The organism is Acinetobacter sp. ANC 4204 (assembly GCF_002135205.1).
Classification (GTDB): domain Bacteria; phylum Pseudomonadota; class Gammaproteobacteria; order Pseudomonadales; family Moraxellaceae; genus Acinetobacter.
Genome location: NZ_NEFZ01000005.1, coordinates 102,182 through 116,245 on the forward strand (window position 1 = coordinate 102,182; position 14,064 = coordinate 116,245).

Here is a 14,064-nt window from a genome sequence, read left to right on the forward strand (position 1 = left end):
ATGAAAAAGACTTCTTTTCTAGTACGCTGGCTTCCTCACCCTTTTGTTTCGGTTGTGGTTGCACTTAGTTGGCTAATGCTGGCGCATAGTGTTGAAGTAGCGAGTTTAGTCATGGCAGTTTTACTCGGTATCTTTATTCCACGTTTCATTAAACCTTTCATTGCATATACGCCAAATATTGAATGGAAATCAGCAGTTAAACTACTTTTTGTCGTACTTTACGATATTGTGATGTCCAATATTACCGTGGCAAAACAAGTTCTAGGGCCGATTGATCGTCTACAACCCAAATGGTTTCGTGTTCCGCTTGAAACGCAGCATGAGGAAGTCAATACACTATTGGCAATGATTATTACCACAACGCCTGGAACCGTTTCAGCAGGGATTGACCAAGATCGTGGGGATATTTTGGTCCACGCACTCAGCACGGATGATGCTGATGCCGAAATCCAAAATATTAAAGCGCGCTATGAAAAACCTTTGATGCAAATTTTTGGTGTTCAAGCAGGAGATAATGCATGACTATTTTACCGTATGCTCTCGGCATCTGTTTAATTGCCGTCACGATCTCAATGCTGCTGTGCTTGATTCGTTTAATCATTGGCCCATCCATCGTGGACCGACTATTAGCACTCGATACCTTATTTTTAAATGCCACCTGTTTGATTATCATTTTAGGCATTTACTGGGCCAGCACCTCATTGTTTGAAGGTGCGCTATTGGTTGCGATGTTAGGCTTTGTATCTACAGCCGCTTTAGCACGCTACTTCACCTCAGGTCATGTGATTGACTAGGAGCGATATAGATGCAACTCACAATGGAAATTCTGGTTTCAATTTTTCTCATGATCGGCACTTTCTTCATGCTGGTTGGAGGGATTGGAATGGTACGCCTACCCGACTTATTCATGCGTCTTCACGCACCCACAAAATCAAGTACGCTTGGCTTGGGCAGTTTTTTGATTGCTGCCATGATTTATTCTGCATTTCAAGGTCGCTTTGGTTTTCCTGAACTATTGCTCACCTTATTTGCATTTTTGACTGCACCAGTATCTGCTAACTTAATGGCACAAGCAGCATTGCATTTACGTTTACGCTCACTCAGTGGTGATGTACCAGAAGCTTTAAATCGCCCCTTACCTTGGCAACGCACGCGCCGTAGGGCTTTCCAAAAGCAGCATAATGATGATCTTTCTCAGTAACATAGAAATCACGGCCACACTCGGTATTTCTGACTCATTCAATTTGTAAATGTAAATGAAGCAAATAAAAAAGCCACCCTCGGGTGGCTTTTTTATGCTCAGTTAAACTGAATTACTCATCATCTTTTTTTGCTTCGTCAGCAGGTAAATCCTTCACTGCTTCTGCAATCAGACCAAACATATAGTTACCATATGCATTGGTTTTGTCGTAATGGAAACGCAAACGCGGTGTAATACGTGTCTTAATACGACGGCTGAGTTCATGACGCAAGAAACCAGATGCTTTGTTTAACACATCAAGTGTTTCTTTATTTGCTGCCTCACTTTGCTCATCGCCAAGCTCACGACCCATTACAGTCACATACACTTCAGCATAACCTAAGTCTGGACTTACTTTCACCGCAGAGATGGTCACAAGACCACCTAAGCGTGGATCTTTCAGCTCTTGACGGATCAATTCAGACAACTCTCGTTGTACTGTATCCGCCATACGCTTAAGACGTTGACTACCCGCCATTAAAGACTCCGTTTGATCAATTGAACATCGTACACTTCAATCTTATCTAGTGCTTTGATGTCTTTATAACCTTTCACCGCAAGACCACATTCCATACCAGCACGAACCTCTTCAACCACTTCTTTATAACGACGAAGTGATTCAAGCTCACCTTGGAACACAACCACGTCATCACGAAGGACACGAATTGGTTTGTTACGGTGTAATACACCTTCAAGTACCATACAGCCTGCTGCAGCACCAAACTTACTTGAGTGGAACACTTCACGTACTTCAGCCACACCTAGAATTGTTTCACGGTGTTCTGGTGCAAGTTTACCGCTCATCGCTGCTTTCACATCATCAATCAATTGATAGATAATTGAGTAGTAACGAATGTCGATGCCGTCAGCATCTGCTTTTTGACGTGCTGCGTTATCCGCACGTACGTTAAAGCCAAGAAGAACTGCCTCAGAAGATTCAGCTAGTGTCACGTCAGATTCAGTGATCGCACCAACACCTGAACCAATGACACGGACTTTAACTTCGTCTGTTGCAAGGTCAGCAAGAGCAACGTGTAATGCTTCCAATGTACCACGTACATCAGTTTTCAATACGACATTGACGATAGGTACATCTTTCTTGCCCATAGACGCCATGATATTTTCAAGACGCATTGCGCTTTGACGCTCAAGACGTTTTTGGCGTTCACGATCCATACGCGCATCCGCAACTTCACGTGCTTTCTTCTCGTCATTCACAACAAGAACTTCATCACCCGCCATTGGCGCTTCAGGTAAACCTAAAATTTCCACTGGAATTGAAGGACCTGCAGATTGAATACGTTTACCGTTTTCATCTGTCATCGCACGTACGCGACCATAAGATGCACCCGCAAGAACCAGGTCACCTACTTTCAATGTACCGTTTTGAACAAGGATAGACGTGACCGCACCACGGCTGTTGTCTACACGTGCTTCAATCACGACACCTTGAGCAGCACCTTCTTCAGATGCTTTCAACTCAAGTAATTCAGCTTGGATTGAAATAATATCTAGAAGCTCATCAATACCTTGACCTGTATGTGCTGAAACCATTGCAACAGGAACGTCACCGCCCCATTGTTCAGGAACGATTTCTTTCACAGTCAATTCATTCAATACGCGGTCTGGATCAGCAGACTCTTTATCCATTTTGTTGATTGCAACAATAATTGGCGTGCCAGCAGCACGTGCGTGATCAATCGCTTCAGCTGTTTGTGGCATTACACCATCATCCGCCGCAACAACCAATACCACGATGTCTGTCGATTTCGCACCACGTGAACGCATTGCAGTAAATGCTGCGTGTCCCGGAGTATCTAAGAATGTGATAATGCCTTTATCAGTCGTTACATGATATGCACCGATGTGCTGAGTGATACCACCCGCTTCACCAGCTGCCACTTTTGAACGACGAATACGGTCAAGCAATGATGTCTTACCATGGTCAACGTGACCCATGATAGTTACAACAGGAGGACGAGTCGTTTGAGCGCCACGTGCTTCTTCTGCTGCTTCAAGTAAGTTATCTTCAGCTTGGGTATCCGATACAAGAACTGGGTTATGGCCCATTTCTTCCACGATCAACGCTGCAATTTCTTGATCAATCGCTTGGTTTTGAGTTACAAGTTCACCCATTTTCATGAGCGACTTAATCACTTCGCGTACTTTAACTGCCATTTTCGCAGCCAAGTCAGCAACCACAATTGTTTCACCAATTTCAACATCATAAACTTGTTTTTTAACTGGTTTTTCAAAGCCATGCTTGTTTGCTTGGCTGGTTTTTAAACCACGTTTATGCGTGTTGTCACGGAAAGACTGTTCTTCACCACGACGACCACCTTTCTTCGGTGCACGCGCACCTGGTGTATTGGTACCACGTTTGATATCGCGGTCTTCTTTGGCAAATGAATCTTCATATGCTTGACCAACAAGACCCGCTGCAAGTGGAGAATCATCCACGACACGAATCGTTGCTGTTGCATCTTCATTTGAGTATTTAGACGCCATTTGACGCATTTGCTCAAGTGTACGTTGCTGTGCTTCTTCAGCTGCTTTACGACGAGCTGCTTCTTCAGTTGCTTTAAGTTGAGCTGCCTGAGCTTCGCGCGCTTTTTTCTGTTCTGGTGTTTCAATCACTTTAACTTGTGCTTTAACCACAGGTTTATTGGTTGATTTACGCTTCACCACAACTGCTGCTTTTGCGACTTCTTGCTTCGTCGTTTCTTGCTTAGCAGCAGCACGCATTGCTTCAAAGTTTGCAGCTGCTTTATTTACAACTGGCGTTTCAGCTTTTGGTTCAACCATAGCTTGCACGTTTGCACGCGCTTGTTGCTCAGCTTGTGCTTTCGCCAAAGCTTCTGCTTTAATTTGTTCTGGATCTGGCTTAGTAAATGTATGCTTCTTGCGAACTTCTACATTAATTGTTTTCGCCTTACCTGATGTACTGGCTACTTTAGCCGTACTGGTCGTTTTACGTTTCAACGTGATTTTTCCTGCCTGACCATCGTCTTGACCATGAATTTTCTTCAAATGGTGCACGAGGGCATCTTGTTGTTCAGTAGAGATAATATCGTCCGATTTACGCTGTGGTAAACCTGCATCACGAACCTGCTCTAGGAGCTTCTCAACAGGGCGGTTCACGCTGAGAGCTAACTCTTGTATCGTCTTGTCCGTCATGTATGATCTCCTAGTTAAACCATGATTCGCGCGCTTTCATAATAAGTTGACCCGCTTTCTCTGCACCTAAACCTTCAATATCTGAAATATCGTCAGTCGCTTGGTCAGCCAAGTCATCAATCGTGATTACACCACGTGCTGCGAGTGCATATGCAATCTCTTGTGTCATCCCTTCCATTGCAACGAGTTCTGCACTTGGATCTTGGATGTTTTCTTGCTGTTTCAATGCATCAGCCAATGCAACTTCTTTTGCGCGGCCTTGAAGTAATTCAACCACTTCAGCATCTAATTCAATTTCGTCAAATGTTTCAGCCGGAACGTAAGCAATCTCTTCCAAAGAAGTGAAGCCCATTTCAACCAAAGCCATTGCCAAATCTTCTTCAATATCTAAACGTGATACAAATAAGTCTAGGTATTGTTGAGCTTCGTTTTGCTGACGAGCATGATACTCTTCTTCAAGCATCATGTTCAGTTTGTAACCGGTCAATTCAGATGCAAGTCGAACATTTTGACCTTGAGAACCGATCGCACGCGCTAATTGATCGCTGGTTGCGAAAATAATGTCAGCTGTACGTTCTTCTTCATCAATCACGATACCCGATACATCTGCTGGCTCTAAAGCACTCGCAATATACTGAGCAGGATCATCAGACCATACCACTACATCAATACGCTCACCGTTCAACTCTTGCTGAACTGCTTGGATACGTGTACCACGCATACCAATACATGCACCCACCGGATCAATACGATGATCGTTGGTTTTCACAGCGATTTTAGCACGAACGCCCGGTTGACGCGCCGCTGCTTTAATCTCGATGATTTCTTCAGAAATTTCAGGAATTTCCTTTTTCATCAACGCAATGAGCATTTCTGGCTTGGCACGAGATAACTGAAGCTGTGCGCCACGACCTTCACGGTTCACATTAAACAAAATCGCATTTACACGTTGTTTTGGACGCAAAATTTCTTTTGCAATCATTTCTTCACGTGCAAGGTACGCTTCTGCATTGTCACCAAGATCAATGATAAAGCCATCTTTGGTCTGCTTTTTCACTTCACCGTAGATCAACTCGCCCACTTTCGACTCATACGCATCCGCAATCAACGCACGCTCTGCTTCACGAATTTTCTGAACAATCACTTGTTTCGCAATTTGTGCTGCAATACGACCGAAGTCAATTGACTCAACTTCAAGCTCTCGTACATCACCGATCGACCATTTTGCTGGATCAACATCTGAAATGGCGTCTTGGCACGCAGGCATTTCATGATCTTCATCCGCAACTACGGTCCATTGACGGAAAGTACTATATTCACCCGTTTTACGATCAATCTCTACACGAAGCTGCGCTTCTTCAGAGTTTGTTCCTTCGTAGAACTTCTTTTTAGTCGCAGCAACAAGCGCTTGTTCCAAGGCTTCGAAAATCGCTTCACGACTTACACCTTTTTCATTACTAACCGTTTCAACGACGGTAAGAATTTCACGTGCCATAAGCCACCTATTTCGTTCAGATTCTTATTTATTAAATGAATTAATCTTGATAGACCAAATTGGCTTTATCAATATTATTACTATCAATTTCAAGTACTTGTTGCTTTTCCACTTCAACTTGAATCATTTCTGCTTCAAGATCTACAGCAACCAATTTTGCTTGGAATTTACGACGATTATCAACTGCACTGATCAAACGGAACGCAATTTGTTGACCAACATATGCTGGTAATTGTTCAAGTTGGAAAAATGGACGATCCCAACCTGGTGAAGATACTTCAAGCGCATACTCACCTGAAATTGGATCATGCACATCGAGCATTGCACCGACCTGTTGAGTCACGCGTACGCAGTCCTGAACACCAATACCGCGCCCTTGTTCAAGCTCACCATCTTCATTGATAACAGGTTCTGCATGTTCATCGACCGCTTTGTCGATATAAATACGCAATAAAGAACGTTTGCCTTGAGGAAGGAATTCAATTCCCCAAAGATCCACACCACAGGCTTGCACTGCAGGAGCAATTAAGTCTTGGAGTGCTTGGGTTTTATTTGATAGCTTCATTTACTCTCGTCAATTTTGTGCGATTCAATGGCCGAAACTGACCACTACAAACCAATACAAACTATAGTAGTAGTGGAACATGACACTTTGACTTTCACCGTATCCGGCGCACATCGACACTACACGATAGCCAATAAAAAAGGGCGTAATCGCCCCAATTATTGCACAGAAAATCAATATCCACTGTGCAAAAAGGCCCACCTTGTTGTGAGCCTCTTTTAGAAACTTGGTAGCGGGAGCTGGATTTGAACCAACGACCTTCGGGTTATGAGCCCGACGAGCTACCAGACTGCTCCATCCCGCATCAACGTGCAAAAATTATATACAAATATGAACTATTTTTCAATCTAAATACTTCATACTTGCTTTGATTTAGTTGCACCTAAATCAAATTGGTAGCGGGAGCTGGATTTGAACCAACGACCTTCGGGTTATGAGCCCGACGAGCTACCAGACTGCTCCATCCCGCATCAACATGCAAAAATATTCTTGGTTTAATCACTTAAACCACTTACTTTAGTTTGCCTCTAAAATAAGATTGGTAGCGGGAGCTGGATTTGAACCAACGACCTTCGGGTTATGAGCCCGACGAGCTACCAGACTGCTCCATCCCGCATCAACAGATTTGCTGCATACACCAACTTAATCTTCTGGATTCATAAGTTGGTGCGGAAGGGGGGACTTGAACCCCCACGCCCGAAAGCACTACCACCTCAAGGTAGCGTGTCTACCAATTCCACCACCACCGCAGCTGTGACGCATTCTAGTAGCATCGCCACAAAAAAGAAAGGACTAATTCCAATTATTCGCTTGTTTTCGGTGCAGTTGGTGAAGTTTCAGTCGATTGCACAGGTACAGAAGTTGTCGTTTGTACCGACTTTAGGCTGTATGCATCTGTAGTTTGCTTTTTAGCAAACACGGCCAATGTCAAACTGGTGACAAAAAACAATGCCGTTAAAATCGCTGTTAATCGTGTCAAGAAGTTCCCTGAACCCGATGCACCAAATACAGTTGCCGCACCGCCACCACCAAACGAAGCGCCAGCATCTGCACCTTTACCATGCTGGACTAAAATCAGCACGATCATCAACACAGCTAAGATAATATGTACTACCAGCACAAAAGTTTGCATGCTGAACTCCTAATTATTTTGTATTTGCAAATGCTTCGGCAATTTTATAAAAAGACGTTGCATTTAAAGATGCCCCACCGACGAGCGCACCATTGATATCTGGACAAGCCGCTAACTCTACTGCATTTTCAGCTTTAACACTACCACCATATAAAATGGCCATGCTTGCGCCATACGAGGTAATTTGGGTTAAACCTTCACGGATTTTTGCATGCATGGCCTGTGCATCTTCTGGCGATGCAGTTTTGCCTGTGCCAATCGCCCAAATCGGCTCATAAGCAATCACAATATTTTGCCACTGTTCCGCCACCACCACACTAGCCAAGTCACAAATTTGTTGTAAAACAACAACTTCAGCCCGACCCGATTCACGTTGTTCTAGACTTTCACCTACACAGTAAATGACAGTCAAACCAGCATTTAGTGCATTTTGTGCTTTGGCATTTAAAACAGCAGAAGTTTCCGCAAAATATTCACGGCGCTCCGAATGCCCCACCAAAACATATTCGATTTGGCTATCTTTCAGTAGCTCTGCACTCACCTCACCTGTATATGCACCAGTATGGGCAAAACGTGAAACATCTTGAGCTACGGTAAAAACTGGGCGTACAGCTTTCGCAAGCTCAACTTGTGTTGCACCCAGTGCGATTGCAACAGGTGCAACGCCAATATTACATTTTTCTTGTGCTATTTCTTTCTCTTGCAAGAGCTGTTTAAATTCTTGAAGCAATTGCTTGGCATCTGCCTGCATTGGGTTCATCTTCCAATTGCCGACAACCCATGGCTTAATCGTCGAACCCGACATACAGCACCCTATTCAAAACAGTTCATTAAAACGGCCTCATTCTACACGGTATTTATTTTTCAAAGATAGTTTTCTTCCAGAATTTATTCTTTGATGGAAACTACACCGATCAAAACAAAGAGCATTTTGTAAAAAAAACCGCCTGCTATTACGACCAGTTCATGCTTTTAATCGATATTAAGGTGGTGACAACACTTTCAGATATGGTATTTTTGTGCAACAAAAGTATAATTTTACGATACCAATTATAAACAATTGAGAAGTTAAGGACTTGGGGAATGTCAGTATCAAATGGTTTGCCTAAATTCACAGGCTTTATTCGACGCTTAGTCGAAGACGGACGCATGACTGCTGAAAATATGCAGCAGGCGATGCTTGCTGCCAAAAAGGCTCAACAAGATATTGTTCCTTATCTGATCGAAAATTATAAACTCTCCCCAAATGTAATTGCTGAAACGATTTCTTTGGAGTTTGGTGAACCTGTTTTTGACTTAAGTGTTTATGACTCGGCTCAAATTCTGCGAGATATAGTTGAAGATAAACTCATCACTAAACACCGTATCCTACCCATCTTCCGCCGCGGTAATATTCTTTATCTCGCAACCAGTAATCCAACCAATATGGATGCCATGGATGCAATTCGCTTCAACTCTAAAATGAACATTGAGGCGATTATTGTTGAATACCCACAACTGGAAAAACTCATCGAACAAAATTTTGCCCAAGCAGATAGTTTCGAATTTTCCGATGAAGACATTGATTTAGACTTAGAGCAGGATCATCAGAATTCAAATGACGATGATGATGATTCGCCTCAAGAAGATGAAGCACCGATTGTTAAATACATCAATAAATTATTAATTGATGCGATTCGTATGGGCGCCTCAGACTTACATTTTGAACCTTATGAAAAATCGTATCGCGTTCGTTATCGTGTCGATGGTGTACTTCGTCATATTGCCAGCCCACCACTACAGCTCGCAACACGTCTTGCCTCTCGCTTGAAGGTCATGTCTCAAATGGACATTTCCGAAAAACGTGTTCCTCAAGATGGGCGTATTAAATTAAAGCTATCAAAAAGCAAAGCAATTGATTTCCGTGTCAACTCTCTGCCAACTTTATTTGGTGAGAAGCTGGTACTGCGTATTCTTGATCCATCTAGCGCTATGTTGGGGATTGATGCATTAGGTTATGAACCTGATCAAAAAGAACTCTTTATGCAAGCCTTGGACAAACCACAAGGCATGCTACTGATTACAGGTCCAACAGGTTCAGGTAAAACGGTATCTTTATATACGGGTTTGAATATTTTAAATAAAGAAGATACGAATATTTCAACTGCCGAAGACCCGGTTGAGATTAACTTAGAAGGCATTAATCAGGTCAACGTGAATAATAAAGTCGGCCTCACTTTCTCAGCCGCACTCAAGTCTTTTCTGCGTCAGGATCCAGACATTGTAATGGTCGGTGAGATCCGTGATCTTGAAACAGCAGAAATTGCCATTAAAGCTGCGCAGACAGGTCATATGGTGATGTCGACACTGCATACTAACAGTGCCCCTGAAACCCTGACACGATTACGCAACATGGGGGTGCCATCATTTAATATTGCCACTTCTGTCAACCTCGTAATCGCTCAACGTTTGGCACGTCGTTTATGCAATCAATGTAAAACACCTACTGACATTCCTGAACAAAGTTTACTCGAAATGGGCTTTACCGCAGAAGATATCAAAGACCCAGACTTCAAAGTTTATCAGCCTGTAGGATGTGCTGAATGTCGTGAAGGTTATAAAGGTCGTGTCGGCATTTATGAAGTTATGAAGGTTACATCAGAAATTTCAAAAATTATTATGGAAGACGGCAATGCCTTACAGATTGCAGAAGCTTCAGCAAAATTAGGATTTAACAATTTACGTCGTTCAGGTTTACTCAAGGTTATGCAGGGGGTTACTTCCTTACAAGAAGTGAATCGTGTAACCAGCGAATAATTGAAATATTGAAAGAATAAGGATAAATGCATGGCTGTCAAAAAAGCACAGATGATGCCAACCTTCAATTATGAAGGGATTGATCGTAAAGGGGCAAAAATCAAAGGGGAATTGCCTGCACGTAATCTAGCTCTAGCCAAAGTCACTTTGCGCAAACAAGGGATTACCATCAAGAGTATTAGAGAAAAGAAAAAGAATATTCTTGAAGGTGTATTTAAGAAAAAAGTGACGACGCTGGACATCACGATTTTCACCCGACAACTCGCAACGATGATGAAAGCCGGTGTACCATTGGTTCAAGGTTTTGAAATTGTGGCTGAAGGCTTAGAAAATCCCTCTATGCGTGAAGTCGTCCTCGGCATTAAGGGTGAAGTTGAAGGTGGTAATACCTTTGCTGGGGCTCTCAGAAAATATCCTCAATATTTCGACAATTTATTCTGTTCGTTGGTCGAATCAGGTGAACAATCTGGTGCACTTGAAACGATGCTAGATCGTGTGGCTATCTATAAAGAAAAAAGTGAGCTACTCAAACAAAAAATTAAGAAAGCCATGAAATATCCAGCAACAGTGGTTGTAGTTGCTTTAATCGTGACCATTATTTTAATGGTCAAAGTCGTACCAGTCTTCCAAGATTTATTTAGTTCCTTTGGCGCAGAATTACCAGCATTCACTAAAATGGTCGTCAACATGTCTGAATGGATGCAAAAATATTGGTTTATCTTGATTATTATAATTGGTATCGTAATTACAGCTTTACTCGAGACCAAAAAACGCAGTAAAAAATTTCGTAATTTGTTAGATAAGGCCGCGCTGAAAGCCCCAATTTTTGGTGATTTGGTTTATAAAGCAATTATTGCTCGCTATAGCCGTACTCTTTCCACAACCTTTGCTGCTGGCGTTCCTTTAATTGATGCACTTGAGTCTACAGCTGGGGCAACCAACAATGTGGTGTATGAAGAAGCTGTGATGAGAATCCGCGAGGATGTAGCAACCGGTCAACAACTTCAATTTGCCATGCGTGCCACCAATAAATTCCCTTCCATGGCAGTACAAATGGTTGCCATTGGTGAAGAATCTGGTGCGCTTGATGCCATGCTAGATAAAGTTGCCACTCACTATGAAAATGAAGTTGATAATGCCGTGGATGGCTTAACTGCAATGATGGAACCTTTGATCATGGCGGTCTTGGGTGTACTTGTGGGCGGTCTCGTGATTGCCATGTATCTACCAATCTTCCAAATGGGTTCTGTGGTTTAATGCAAGAAATAATTTCCTCTCTGATCAACACTCCAACTGCACTTTATTTCGTGGTTGGAGTTTTTAGTTTGTGTATCGGCAGTTTCCTCAATGTGGTGATCTACCGCACCCCAAAAATGATGGAGCAAGAATGGCGTACTGATTGTCAACTGTTACTTCATCCTGAGCAACCCATCATTGATGAAACGAAACTCACCTTAAGCAAACCAGCATCCACCTGCCCCAAATGCAACAGCGTCATACACTGGTATCAAAATATCCCTGTGGTTAGTTGGTTAGTACTGCGTGGAAAGTGTGGCACCTGCCATAACCCAATTAGCATTCGTTACCCTGCTATTGAACTGCTCACAGCCATGTGTGCATTGATCGTGGTCGCGGTCTTTGGTCCAACCATCCAAATGCTTTTTGGCCTAGTCTTAACCTACATTCTCATCGCTTTAACCTTTATTGATTTTGATACGCAGCTCCTGCCAGATCGCTATACTCTCACACTTGCAGCACTTGGTTTAGCAATAAATAGTTATGCTATTTATACCTCTCCCACCGCTGCCATTTGGGGTTATATCATTGGCTTCTTGTGCTTATGGGTCGTCTATTATCTATTTAAGCTTATCACTGGCAAGGAAGGCATGGGCTATGGCGACTTTAAGTTACTTGCTGCCTTAGGTGCCTGGATGGGGCCGTTGTTACTGCCACTGATTGTGCTACTTTCATCTTTTGTTGGTGCAATAATCGGCATCATCTTGCTCAAAATTCGAAAAGAAAATCAACCTTTTGCTTTTGGTCCATATATTGCTATTGCAGGTTGGATTGCTTTTCTTTGGGGCGAGCAAATTATGAAAATTTATTTAGGCAATTAATAAAACCTATGGCATTTATTTTAGGTCTGACAGGCGGAATCGGTAGCGGGAAATCTGCCGCAAGTCACTGGTTTGAACAACAAGGCATTCACGTGGTTGATGCAGATGTGGTTGCTCGAGAAATTGTGGCTGTAGGTCAGCCCGCACTGCAACACATTCAAGCCCAGTTTGGAGATTGGGTGCTCCTAGACAACGGCGAACTGAATCGCCGCGCTTTGCGCGAACACATTTTCCAAGACCCCGCTGCCCGCACGCAATTGGAAAATATCACCCACCCTGCTATTCGCCAGTCCATCAGACAACAATTGCAAGATGCGACTAGCCCTTATGTGATTTTGGTTTCACCGCTACTGTTTGAGACCAATCAACATGAACTAACCCAACACACCCTGTTGATTGATGCTTCTATAGATCTACAAATTTTGCGTGCTTCTCAACGTGACCATCAAAATATTGAGCAGATTCAGGCCATCATTCAAGCTCAAATGCCACGCGAGCAAAAACAGGCTTTAGCCAATGATATTGTGATAAATGATGGACATTTGGAGCACTTATACGCACAGCTCAGACCTTTGCATTTAAAGTATTTAGCTCGTTCAGAAGCCTAAAAAAAGCAGTCGATTATGACTGCTTTTTTTGTTGCACGAGTTGGGCTTTCAAACTGTCCTTACGTATCCAGCGCCAAGGCTGCAAGGCACCAATCCCCATCCCTACAAGCCCACATAAAATGGCAACACTCAGCGGCTCATTGAGCAGAGGAACTGCAATTATTGCAGCAATAAATGGTGCTAAGGTGACAATACTGCCTGTTTTAAATGCCCCCAAACGTTTAATAGCCTCCACATAAGTAAGAGTCGCTACAATCACCACAAATATGCCATGAAATATGACCTGAGCAATCAATTGCACAGGTTGCACATGTGCGAGGGTTTTGGGCAAAAACAAAACATAAATTGGTACAAATACAATCGCAGCCCAAACCGCAACACCTGCCATGGAATGCCACGCAGATAATTTCCATTGCCGAAGCAAGACAGTAAATGTTCCCCAAAGCACAGCACTGAGGAAAAATAAACCATCCCCTAAACTAAAAGCGATACCTGTTTCTTGATACATCAACCCACTCATGACCGTCAGTGCAAGCAACATTATACTGAGGCTAAGCCAAGTATGCCGGTCAAAGGGCTGCCGAAATAAAAGATAAGCCGCGACAGCCGTGCAAAGTGGAATGCAGCCATTGAGAAAGATCGCAGCATGTGCCGCAGGCACATAATGAAATGCACTATAAGCGGTGATGCAATAACATACCCCACCAATCATCGCCAAAATAAAAGGCTCTTTCTTCCACAAAAAGGCGGTATCCTTTTTATAGATCAAGATCGGCATTAAGATGCAAAATGCCAAGAGAAAACGTAAGGCAGTAATATCCCACGCCCCAATGCCCCAATTAGCACTGAGCCGAGCCGTTAAGGTAAATCCCCCCCAAATACACATGGTGATGGCAATAAATACATAGCCTTGTTTTTGAGGGGTCATCATTGG

14 protein-coding genes and 4 tRNA genes are annotated in these 14,064 nt (G+C 43.1%); 7 read left to right on the forward strand and 11 right to left on the reverse strand.

The window, feature by feature from the left end:
• From B9T36_RS11845 to B9T36_RS11855, 3 genes are read left to right on the forward strand one after another with little or no spacing between them, the layout of a single operon-like run.
• Positions 1–522 carry a Na+/H+ antiporter subunit E gene (locus tag B9T36_RS11845; protein WP_086209687.1) on the forward strand — a complete coding sequence of 174 codons (522 nt, stop codon included), beginning with the start codon at positions 1–3 and terminating at the stop codon, positions 520–522.
• Positions 519–794, forward strand: coding sequence for a monovalent cation/H+ antiporter subunit F (locus B9T36_RS11850; protein ID WP_086209688.1), 276 nt, complete (start codon positions 519–521; stop codon positions 792–794). The genes B9T36_RS11845 and B9T36_RS11850 overlap by 4 nt, the downstream gene beginning before the upstream one ends.
• Positions 795–805: 11 nt before the next feature.
• Entirely contained in the window at positions 806–1,201 is a 396-nt protein-coding gene (locus B9T36_RS11855; protein WP_086209689.1) for a Na+/H+ antiporter subunit G, read from the forward strand.
• Between the two features lie 112 nt (positions 1,202–1,313).
• On the opposite strand, the gene B9T36_RS11860 is transcribed toward B9T36_RS11855, so the two are convergent.
• The 10 genes from B9T36_RS11860 to tpiA form a co-directional block, all read right to left on the reverse strand.
• The gene (locus tag B9T36_RS11860; protein WP_086209690.1) at positions 1,314–1,718 is read right to left on the reverse strand and encodes a ribosome-binding factor A; all 405 of its coding nucleotides are present in this window, start codon (positions 1,716–1,718) and stop codon (positions 1,314–1,316) included.
• Positions 1,718–4,417: a translation initiation factor IF-2 gene (gene infB / locus B9T36_RS11865; RefSeq protein ID WP_086209691.1), complete on the reverse strand. Its 2,700-nt coding sequence runs from the start codon at positions 4,415–4,417 to the stop codon at positions 1,718–1,720. The genes B9T36_RS11860 and infB overlap by 1 nt, the downstream gene beginning before the upstream one ends.
• Positions 4,418–4,427: 10 nt before the next feature.
• A complete protein-coding gene (nusA, locus tag B9T36_RS11870) occupies positions 4,428–5,912 on the reverse strand; it encodes a transcription termination factor NusA (RefSeq protein WP_086209692.1) in 1,485 nt (494 codons plus the stop codon).
• A 40-nt stretch (positions 5,913–5,952) separates the two neighbouring features.
• The gene (gene rimP / locus B9T36_RS11875) at positions 5,953–6,477 is read right to left on the reverse strand and encodes a ribosome maturation factor RimP (protein WP_086209693.1); all 525 of its coding nucleotides are present in this window, start codon (positions 6,475–6,477) and stop codon (positions 5,953–5,955) included.
• 227 nt (positions 6,478–6,704) lie between these two features.
• A tRNA-Met gene (locus B9T36_RS11880) sits at positions 6,705–6,781 on the reverse strand.
• A gap of 89 nt (positions 6,782–6,870) precedes the next feature.
• Positions 6,871–6,947 (reverse strand) — tRNA-Met (locus tag B9T36_RS11885).
• Positions 6,948–7,016: 69 nt separating this feature from the next.
• A tRNA-Met gene (locus B9T36_RS11890) sits at positions 7,017–7,093 on the reverse strand.
• 48 nt (positions 7,094–7,141) lie between these two features.
• Positions 7,142–7,226 (reverse strand) — tRNA-Leu (locus B9T36_RS11895).
• 53 nt (positions 7,227–7,279) lie between these two features.
• The gene (gene secG / locus B9T36_RS11900; RefSeq protein WP_086209694.1) at positions 7,280–7,609 is read right to left on the reverse strand and encodes a preprotein translocase subunit SecG; all 330 of its coding nucleotides are present in this window, start codon (positions 7,607–7,609) and stop codon (positions 7,280–7,282) included.
• A 13-nt stretch (positions 7,610–7,622) separates the two neighbouring features.
• Positions 7,623–8,414: a triose-phosphate isomerase gene (gene tpiA / locus B9T36_RS11905; protein ID WP_086209695.1), complete on the reverse strand. Its 792-nt coding sequence runs from the start codon at positions 8,412–8,414 to the stop codon at positions 7,623–7,625.
• Positions 8,415–8,692: 278 nt separating this feature from the next.
• On the opposite strand from tpiA, the gene pilB reads away from it, so the two are divergent.
• From pilB to coaE, 4 genes are read left to right on the forward strand one after another with little or no spacing between them, the layout of a single operon-like run.
• The gene (gene pilB, locus B9T36_RS11910) at positions 8,693–10,405 is read left to right on the forward strand and encodes a type IV-A pilus assembly ATPase PilB (protein WP_086209696.1); all 1,713 of its coding nucleotides are present in this window, start codon (positions 8,693–8,695) and stop codon (positions 10,403–10,405) included.
• A gap of 30 nt (positions 10,406–10,435) precedes the next feature.
• On the forward strand, positions 10,436–11,662 hold the full coding sequence (locus B9T36_RS11915; RefSeq protein WP_086209697.1) for a type II secretion system F family protein: 1,227 nt from the start codon (positions 10,436–10,438) through the stop codon (positions 11,660–11,662).
• Positions 11,662–12,522: a prepilin peptidase gene (locus tag B9T36_RS11920; protein ID WP_086209698.1), complete on the forward strand. Its 861-nt coding sequence runs from the start codon at positions 11,662–11,664 to the stop codon at positions 12,520–12,522. Before B9T36_RS11915 ends, B9T36_RS11920 begins: the two co-directional genes overlap by 1 nt.
• An 8-nt stretch (positions 12,523–12,530) precedes the next feature.
• The gene (gene coaE / locus B9T36_RS11925) at positions 12,531–13,130 is read left to right on the forward strand and encodes a dephospho-CoA kinase (RefSeq protein ID WP_086209699.1); all 600 of its coding nucleotides are present in this window, start codon (positions 12,531–12,533) and stop codon (positions 13,128–13,130) included.
• A gap of 13 nt (positions 13,131–13,143) precedes the next feature.
• On the opposite strand, the gene B9T36_RS11930 is transcribed toward coaE, so the two are convergent.
• A complete protein-coding gene (locus tag B9T36_RS11930; protein WP_171264462.1) occupies positions 13,144–14,061 on the reverse strand; it encodes a DMT family transporter in 918 nt (305 codons plus the stop codon).
• Positions 14,062–14,064 lie beyond the last annotated feature (3 nt).

Bases quoted from the DNA above. Each gene is read 5' to 3' on its own strand.
- pilB (WP_086209696.1), top strand. From the start codon at position 8,693: ATGTCAGTATCAAATGGTTTGCCTAAATTCACAGGCTTTATTCGACGC.
- B9T36_RS11915 (WP_086209697.1), top strand. From the start codon at position 10,436: ATGGCTGTCAAAAAAGCACAGATGATGCCAACCTTCAATTATGAAGGG.
- rimP (WP_086209693.1), bottom strand. From the start codon at position 6,477: ATGAAGCTATCAAATAAAACCCAAGCACTCCAAGACTTAATTGCTCCT.
- B9T36_RS11920 (WP_086209698.1), top strand. From the start codon at position 11,662: ATGCAAGAAATAATTTCCTCTCTGATCAACACTCCAACTGCACTTTAT.
- secG (WP_086209694.1), bottom strand. From the start codon at position 7,609: ATGCAAACTTTTGTGCTGGTAGTACATATTATCTTAGCTGTGTTGATG.
- B9T36_RS11855 (WP_086209689.1), top strand. From the start codon at position 806: ATGCAACTCACAATGGAAATTCTGGTTTCAATTTTTCTCATGATCGGC.
- nusA (WP_086209692.1), bottom strand. From the start codon at position 5,912: ATGGCACGTGAAATTCTTACCGTCGTTGAAACGGTTAGTAATGAAAAA.
- tpiA (WP_086209695.1), bottom strand. From the start codon at position 8,414: ATGTCGGGTTCGACGATTAAGCCATGGGTTGTCGGCAATTGGAAGATG.
- B9T36_RS11930 (WP_171264462.1), bottom strand. From the start codon at position 14,061: ATGATGACCCCTCAAAAACAAGGCTATGTATTTATTGCCATCACCATG.
- B9T36_RS11850 (WP_086209688.1), top strand. From the start codon at position 519: ATGACTATTTTACCGTATGCTCTCGGCATCTGTTTAATTGCCGTCACG.
- coaE (WP_086209699.1), top strand. From the start codon at position 12,531: ATGGCATTTATTTTAGGTCTGACAGGCGGAATCGGTAGCGGGAAATCT.
- B9T36_RS11860 (WP_086209690.1), bottom strand. From the start codon at position 1,718: ATGGCGGGTAGTCAACGTCTTAAGCGTATGGCGGATACAGTACAACGA.
- infB (WP_086209691.1), bottom strand. From the start codon at position 4,417: ATGACGGACAAGACGATACAAGAGTTAGCTCTCAGCGTGAACCGCCCT.
- B9T36_RS11845 (WP_086209687.1), top strand. From the start codon at position 1: ATGAAAAAGACTTCTTTTCTAGTACGCTGGCTTCCTCACCCTTTTGTT.